The sequence below is a fragment of the Streptomyces phytophilus genome (assembly GCF_013870535.1).
GTDB classification, from domain to species: Bacteria; Actinomycetota; Actinomycetes; order Streptomycetales; family Streptomycetaceae; genus Streptomyces; species Streptomyces phytophilus.
In genome coordinates, this window is record NZ_JACBXC010000208.1 from 1 (window position 1) to 7,093 (window position 7,093).

The 7,093-nt window shown below is 71.0% G+C and carries 6 protein-coding genes and 1 pseudogene; 6 read left to right on the forward strand and 1 reads right to left on the reverse strand.

What is annotated here, in order from left to right; genetic code table 11:
• Positions 1-667: pseudogene (locus H5J30_RS12605) on the forward strand (serine/threonine-protein kinase); the annotation flags it as partial.
• Between the two features lie 29 nt (positions 668-696).
• On the opposite strand, the gene H5J30_RS12610 reads toward H5J30_RS12605, so the two are convergent.
• The gene (locus H5J30_RS12610; protein ID WP_181787527.1) at positions 697-1,227 is read right to left on the reverse strand and encodes a hypothetical protein; all 531 of its coding nucleotides are present in this window, start codon (positions 1,225-1,227) and stop codon (positions 697-699) included.
• Positions 1,228-1,389: 162 nt separating this feature from the next.
• On the opposite strand from H5J30_RS12610, the gene H5J30_RS12615 reads away from it, so the two are divergent.
• The 5 genes from H5J30_RS12615 to H5J30_RS12635 all read left to right on the forward strand — a co-directional run.
• Positions 1,390-1,827, forward strand: a complete 438-nt coding sequence (locus H5J30_RS12615) for a hypothetical protein (protein WP_181787528.1) — start codon at positions 1,390-1,392, stop codon at positions 1,825-1,827.
• A gap of 454 nt (positions 1,828-2,281) precedes the next feature.
• Complete coding sequence (locus H5J30_RS37700) at positions 2,282-2,512, forward strand: hypothetical protein (protein ID WP_374100974.1); 231 nt, start codon at positions 2,282-2,284, stop codon at positions 2,510-2,512.
• Positions 2,513-3,113: 601 nt separating this feature from the next.
• Entirely contained in the window at positions 3,114-3,623 is a 510-nt protein-coding gene (locus H5J30_RS12625) for a hypothetical protein (RefSeq protein WP_309505513.1), read from the forward strand.
• Between the two features lie 50 nt (positions 3,624-3,673).
• Positions 3,674-5,854: a trypsin-like serine protease gene (locus H5J30_RS12630; protein WP_309505514.1), complete on the forward strand. Its 2,181-nt coding sequence runs from the start codon at positions 3,674-3,676 to the stop codon at positions 5,852-5,854.
• 90 nt (positions 5,855-5,944) lie between these two features.
• Positions 5,945-7,093, forward strand: a 1,149-nt coding sequence (locus H5J30_RS12635; protein ID WP_181787530.1) for an ALF repeat-containing protein, incomplete at its 3' end; no start/stop codon positions are given.

Here is a 7,093-nt window from a genome sequence, read left to right on the forward strand (position 1 = left end):
GGGCGCCCACCCCTCGTACGGATACGCGCCCCCGCAGCAGCCCAGGAAGAAGCGGACCGGGCTGATCGTCGCGGCGTCGGTGGTGGGGGTCCTCGTGGTCGCCGCGGTCGTCGGTTCCCTGCTGCCGAAGGATTCCGACAAGGACGACGCGAGCAAGCCGCCCGCCAGCAGCGCCGACAGCAGCGGCGGAGGCGGCAGCGGCAAGGACGCGGCCGAGGGCGCGGCCTCGGGCGAGAAGAAGAAGGAGCGGCCCGACCCCACGCCGGTCTCGTACGAGGGCATCGACGTGACGCAGAACTACGCGGTCTCGCTCGCCGACGACCCGCCGCGGCCGGAGGAGGGGGATGTCGCCTACAGCGGCAAGGACCTGTACTACTACGTCGACACGCTCTTCGAGGACTCCTGGATCGGCACCGACAACGGGAAGTTCGTCCTGCTGAACAACGCGCAGGAGGGCACCCTGGAGACCTGCCGCGCGGAGACGCGCTACACGGAGAAGATCACCCTCGACCAGATCAGCGACGGCCAGCAGTTCTGCGTGCTCAGCGACGCGGGGCACATCGCGGTGGCGACGTACGGCGGCAAGGGCGAGTCGGGGGACGCGACGTACGTCACCTTCGACCTGACGATCTGGCGCAACGCGGAGGAGCCCATCACGACGGACTGACGACGCGGCGACGGGGCCCGGCTACCGGCTCACGACCGGCCCCCCGGGGGCCACCGGCCGGAGTGCCCGGGCCCGAGGGCCACATCGCGCCGAGCAGCCGCGTAGTACGCCTCGCGCGCCACGCGCTGGTCCCCGACCAGAGCCGCCCACGCACCCGGATCACGGACCCCGTCCCGCACGAACCGCTCCATCGCCGCGACCGCCTCCGCCCAGGCCCGCCCCGCCTCGACCACCTCCGGCGAGCCGAGCAACAGCAGCTCCTCCCACGCCAGATCGCGGCCTTCGGAGGCATCGCCCAACCGGGGACCGGCTTCCTGCGGCGCGAGCGGGTTGGGGTTGGCGTCGTTGCCGAAGTGGGCACCGACCCGGAAGAGCAGGCCGGCGGTCTCCTTCACGGCCCGGGAAAAGCCCCGGTAGGCGGCGAACCGCCGGTCCTCCCACCGCACGACGCGCTCCCGCCGAAACCGCACCCGCTCACCGTGCGCGACCGCCACGTACGACCCGAGCGCCCCGATCACCACCCCGACGAGGGCGGGCAGTTGCTCCGCGAAATCCGCCACCCACGCACCGTACCGGCTGCGCCGGACGGGCACCCGTCAGCGACTGATCCACGTCGTCGTGTCGATCAAACACGACCACAGGCGGCTCGTTGTGACGTCGGGAGGGCTCCCGAGGCGCCGCCTTACCCTCATGCCGTCAGAGCGATGGTGAGGAGCGCGGAGATGGACAACATCGGTTCCCAGCCGGGGGTTCTGCAGGAGGGCAAGCCTTCTTCGGTCACGTGGACGGTGGTGCTGATCTGGGTCCAGGCAGTCACCAGCGTCTTCGGCGGCTGGCTGGTGTTCTCCCTCGCTCTGGAGGCGGGGAGTCGCGGTCGCGAGTTCGGCGACTGGGTTTTCCTCCTTACCTACGCACACATGCTGGCAGCGGCGTTATTCGCGGTGTGCGCCGTGCTGCTGATCGGGCGCCGCCTCGCCTGGCCGCGCTACACGGTCATCGTGCTCAACTTGCTGATGCTCGCTTCCTGGGGTGCGGTGCTCTTCGACGGGGAGGCAGGCGGCGGGGCGACGATGCCTCCCCTCATCTCCCTGATCGTCCTGTTCCTGCTCTCCAGGAGGGAGATGGCATGCTGGTACGACAACTCGCCGCCCCGGCGGTGAAGCCCCACCCGGTGACGAGCCTGGCGGAACGCCTGTGACATGGGTGACACTTGATCACCCAGGGGGTAGCATCCCGCGTCCGCCGGGCGCGCGCTCTTCCGGGTTCGGCGCGGGCCCTAGCGGAAGGGTGCGCGGTGCTCACGGGGCTGGAAGCGGGGGACCCCTGTCAGGTGGGCCGGTACCGGATCGTGGCGCGGCTCGGTGCGGGCGGCATGGGCCAGGTCTTCCTGGGGCGTTCGCCCGGCGGTCGGGCCATGGCGCTGAAGGTGGAGCGACGTGTTCTCGCTGGGAGCCGTGCTGGCCTTCGCCGCGACCGGATCGGGGCCGTTCGGTACGGGCGCGCCGCACGCCCTGCACTACCGCATCGTCCACGAGCAGCCCGACCTGGGCGCCCCCGCGCCTCGGCGCCCTCGTGGCGGGATGCCTGGCCAAGGATCCGCGGGAGCGGCCCACGGTGGCCACGCTCCTCGACCGGTTGGGGCAGACGCTCCAGGGGGACGGGGGGGGGAAGCGCCCCGGCTGCACTCCGCACTCGACTGGCTGCCGCCTGCGGTGGCCGGGTCCCTCCGGGACGACGACCACGCGGCACCCGCCGACCCCGGCAGTCCACGACGGCACTGTCTACTTCGGCATCAACGACCAGGCAGCCGGCCGGCACTTCACCCTGTACGCCATGGTGCTCTGAACAACCGCCTCCGGAAGCCGTGAGCCGGACGGCGGGGAGGTGCACAGGACTGCCTCAACAGACAATAGACGTGGTCGCCGGGGTCGACGTTTAATTTGCGAAGCCCGGAAGGGTTGCGATGCCGTCTGTTTCGGAAGATGGCGCTGCAATCAGCCTGACGCATCTCGCCCGGCAGCAATCGCACGCGGCAGAACCTGACCGCGCGCGAAACACCCTCCACGCTCAGGGCTCTACGGAGTACCACCAGGTGCCAAGCGCGCACGACTCTCTTCCGTCGTGCAATGAGGCTGCGCGCCCAGAAGCGGAGGATCGTGAGACATGGCCGGCCGCATGGAACACACACGCGAGTACCCCGCGCACGGCCGTACGGATGGCAGGGGTAGTTAGTCCGGGAATTTCGGTTCCGTACTGACCGACAGCGGGACGAGGTCCCCTCGGTCGCCGCTCTGCGACTCTCGCAGCGCCATTCACTCGGCAGTCGCCGGCCACACCTTCGGGCACAGCCATGGAGAAAACCTGACACGGCGGCCTCTCGGGGCACAGCCCGGGGCGCGGACCAGCGCCGGAGAAACGCCAGGACCAACAAGGAGGGCATTCCTCGATGGGATCAATGAGCCGGGCCTTCACGACTGCCTGCGGGGCCCTGGCCGGATTGGCGGCCGTCCTGCTCGCGGCCGGCGCAAGTTCCGGCGCGGGTGAAGCAGGCACCACCGCGCCGGCCGCCGACGGCACCGCCGCATATGCGGTGGAGGACTTCACCTACCCGCAGGCCGACCGAATCTACCAGGAGACGGGGATTCTCCTCAAACGAGGCGACGGCCGTATCACCATGGCCGACTGCGCCACCGCAGCGAACGTGCTGCAGGTGTACGCCCGCGGCAACGCCGCGCCGACATGCTTCGGCGTGACCGGCAACGGCGGCTTTCTCACGCTGGAGATGAAGTCTGTCTACGGCATCCGCGGCAACGACTTCACCACCAAGGTGGACATGACCGTCGATGCCCAGGAGAAGTCGTTCGACGTGGACAAGAACGCGTGGACCCCGGTCGGGGAGAGTGCCGACCCCGAGGGGCGCGAACACATGCTGGTTGAGATCCGAACTGGCAAGTGAGGACCGATTTCATGCGCATCAGACCTCGTAGGGAACGGATCAGCCGGACGGTGGCCGCGGCTTGCGCCGGTGTGGCACTGCTGGCCACCGCCACACCCGCCTACCCCGTCACCGGCACCCCGGAGTCCGAGGACTTCTACGGATTCACGGCAAAGCTGGTCATCGGGAACCACGACCGCAGCTGCTCCGCCGCCCTGGTCGATTCCGAGTGGCTGATGACGGCGGCGAGTTGCTTCGCCGACGATCCGGCCACCAGTCTCGCGGTCCCCGCGGGCAAGCCCGCATCACACACGACCGCGGTGATCAGCCGCACCGATACGACCACCACGGCCGGTGCCGTCCGCGATGTCGTCGAACTCGTGCCGCGCAACGACCGCGACGTGGTTCTGGCCCGGCTCTCCGCCCCCGTGCTGAACGTGCCCCCCGTCGTCCTGGCCGGGAGTGCCCCGGCTTCGGGTGAGTCTCTGACGGCCACGGGCTACGGACGCACCCGGGACGAGTGGGCACCGGTCAAGCTGCACTCCGGTTCCTTCACCACCGGCGCACTCGTCGGCAGCGACCTGCCGGTCACCGGCCGGGACGGCGCCGCGGTGTGCAAGGGGGACACCGGTGGGCCGCTGTTCCGGGATACCGCGGGGAGGACGGAACTGGTCGGCATCAACAGCCGCTCGTTCCAAGGCGGCTGCTTCGGCACGGACACGGCGCAGACCAGCACCGACGCGATCAGCGTACGTGTGGACGATCTCGGCTCCTGGGTCACCGCCACGGTCGGCAAGCCGGTCGATGTCGATTTCAACGGCGACGGGGTGGAGGACATCGCCTCGGGCGACCCGATGGCCGCCGTCGGCGGTGACGCCGCGGCAGGCGTGGTCCGTGTCGTCTACGGCGGCGGCAAAGGCGTCGCGGAGATCAATCAGGACGCCTCCTACGTGCCGGGAGGCGCCGAGCCCGACGACCGGTTCGGCTCCGCCCTCGCGGCGAGCGACTACAACCAGGACGGCTGCACCGACCTGATCGTCGGCACCCCGGACGAGGACGTCGACGGCCAGAGCGACGCCGGACTGGTCTCCATCGTCTACGGCGCGCCGAACGGGCTGGGCAAGGGCGCGGCCTCGACCAGCTTCCAGCAGGGCGCCGGCACCGCTGCCTTCGCCGAGTCCGCCTCCGAAGCCGGAGACCTGATGGGCTATTCGCTGGCCGCGGGGCAGACCCGCACCGGCACCTCCTACCTCCTCATCGGCGTCCCCGGCGAGGACCTGACCACCGCCGGTGATATCCAGGACGCCGGAAACGCCTTCTACGTACACGGCGACAAGGGCGACAAGTCGGTTGCCGTCAACCAGAACAAGGCCGATATCCCGGGCGCGGCAGAGGCCGACGACGCCTTCGGCTTCGCGGTGGCCGCGTCCGCGAACCACCTCGCCATCGCGGCCCCGGGCGAAGCCATCGGCACCAGGCCGGACTCCGGTGCCATCCAGGTCCTCGACCACCAGCTCACCGCCGACGGCTTCCCGACGCCGGTGAAGGCCGTCCACCAGGACGTCGAAGGCATCTCCGGCAGCGCGGAGGCCGCCGACGAGTTCGGACGTGCGCTCGCCCTGGCCGACTACCGCCCGGAGGGTGCCCCGGCGGCAGTCGACTCCCTCCTCGCCGTGGGTACTCCTGGTGAGGCGATCACCGTCGGCGGCGCAGCCCGCAAGGACGCGGGGCGTGTGGTCAGGTTGCATCTGACGGCATCGGGCGGCTACAGCGAGATGCCCGACATCCAGCAGGAGAAGCCCGAGGTCACCGGCGTCTCCGAAGCCGGCGACCGGTTCGGCGGCACGGTCGCCGCGATCAACACGGCGCCCAGGCAGGTCGGCGGTGTCGCGGACATGTTGCTCGCGGTCGGCGTGCCCGGGGAGGCCGAGGGCGGCGTCACCGACTCGGGTGCGGTGCAGAAGTTCTCCCTGCTCGGTGCACCAGGTGACCACGACCGTTGGATCGTGCCCGGCAACACCGCCGGTCTGCCCGGCACGCCCGGGGCTCGTGAGCGCCTCGGCCGCTTCCTGACCGCCACCGGCGGCCGGCTCTACCTGGGCATGCCCTACGGGCCCAGCGCCCAGGGCGCCGTCCATGCCATGCCCTGGAGCAACGTGAACGGCGGCGAAACCAGGCCCGTCACCACCTACCGGCCGGGTACGCACGGGCTCCCCGCCGTCGGTGAGGAGTTCGGCACCACCATCCAGTAGTCCCGGTCACGCCGGGGGACGAGCCGTGGGCCGTGCCCTGGGCGGCATTGCCGGAACAGCCCGCAGACCACGAGGAGGCGTCAGCAGAACATGCAGACAAGGCAGTGGGACCGTAGAGCGTTCCTCTTCACCCTGGCCGGCGGCAGCGTGGTCCTCGCCGCTGGTTCCCTCTTATCCGCGCGGACCGCCGCAGCCAGGGGGATGACCGCGCCCGGGACGGCCACCCGGCGCGGCGAGGTCGTCCTGGCCTACAGAACCGGCGGCCGCGCCACCCGGGAAGCCGCCGCCCGTGCACTGGTCGGCACGGACGACGACATCGCCGCCTTCCTCACCGCCTCACCCGCCCTGACCGTCGAGGATCAGCGCGTCACCGTGCTGACCTTGATGGCCGGAGGCGGCAACGGGTTGTACGACGGCGCTCAGGCGGCCCTGTCCGGCAGCCCCGCCGAGCTGAACGCCTTCGTCACCTCCGGCTACCAGGCGCACATGACCGAGGACCGGAGGGTGGCGGCCCTGGCCCTGATGTCCACCGGCGGCAGGAGCGTCAACGCCGCGGGGCAGCGGGCCATCGACACCGGAACGGACAAGGCCCTCGACGACTTCCTGGCCGACGGCTTCCGTACCGCGCAGGAGGAGGACGACCGCGCGGAGACCCTGACGGTCATGAGCGCGGGCGGTACGAACGTCAGGGCCGCCGCCGACCGGGCGATGTCGGGGACGGGAGCGGACGTCCGCTGGTTCCTGGAGACAGGCCAGCACATCGCCCGCGCGCGCGACGAGGAACTGACGTCGATCGTCGCCCTGGCACGGCTCGCAGAAAAGGAGGGGAAGCGCGCCGCCGTAGAGACCGACCGCGCAGAGAAGGCCGCGAAGCAAGCCAAGGAGGCGGCCGCCAAGGCGAAGGAGGCCGCTCAGAACGCGCAGCGTGAGACCGAAGCCGCCCAGGGGGACGCGGCCAAAGCCTCTGCCGCCGCCGGGCGGGCCGCCAACGCGGCCTCAGGCGCCGCGGAAGCCGCCCGCACCGCGACTCACGCCTCGAAGGTGGCCGTGGCCGCTTCGCATCGCGCGGCCTCGGCAGCCTCCGCGGCCGCGTCTGCCGCCGCCTCGGCCGGTTTCGCAGCGGCGAAGGCGAACAGAGCCGCCACATCCGCGTCCAAGCACGCCGACCAGGCCCAGGCTGCCAGGGACGCGGCGGTGGCCGCCAAGAACGCGGCGATCAACGCCCGTACCGCCGCAGCC